Below are 281 nucleotides of genomic sequence, written 5' to 3'. Positions count from 1 at the left end.
CCTTAGTTGCCAGCATTTAGTTGGGCACTCTAAGGTGACTGCCGGTGACAAACCGGAGGAAGGTGGGGATGACGTCAAATCATCATGCCCCTTATGACCTGGGCTACACACGTGCTACAATGGATGGTACAAAGGGCAGCAAAGCCGCGAGGTGAAGCGAATCCCATAAAACCATTCTCAGTTCGGATTGTAGGCTGCAACTCGCCTACATGAAGCCGGAATCGCTAGTAATCGCGGATCAGCATGCCGCGGTGAATACGTTCCCGGGCCTTGTACACACC

General features: G+C 53.4%; 1 rRNA gene. It reads left to right on the top strand.

Annotated features, from left to right (window positions below):
* Positions 1 to 281 (top strand): 16S ribosomal RNA (locus tag GH741_RS21485); the annotation flags it as partial.

Source organism: Aquibacillus halophilus, assembly GCF_009649745.1.
GTDB lineage: Bacteria > Bacillota > Bacilli > Bacillales > Amphibacillaceae > Aquibacillus > Aquibacillus halophilus.
The sequence above is the reverse complement of the archived record's forward strand: the minus strand, read 5'-3'. Positions and strand labels throughout refer to the sequence as shown.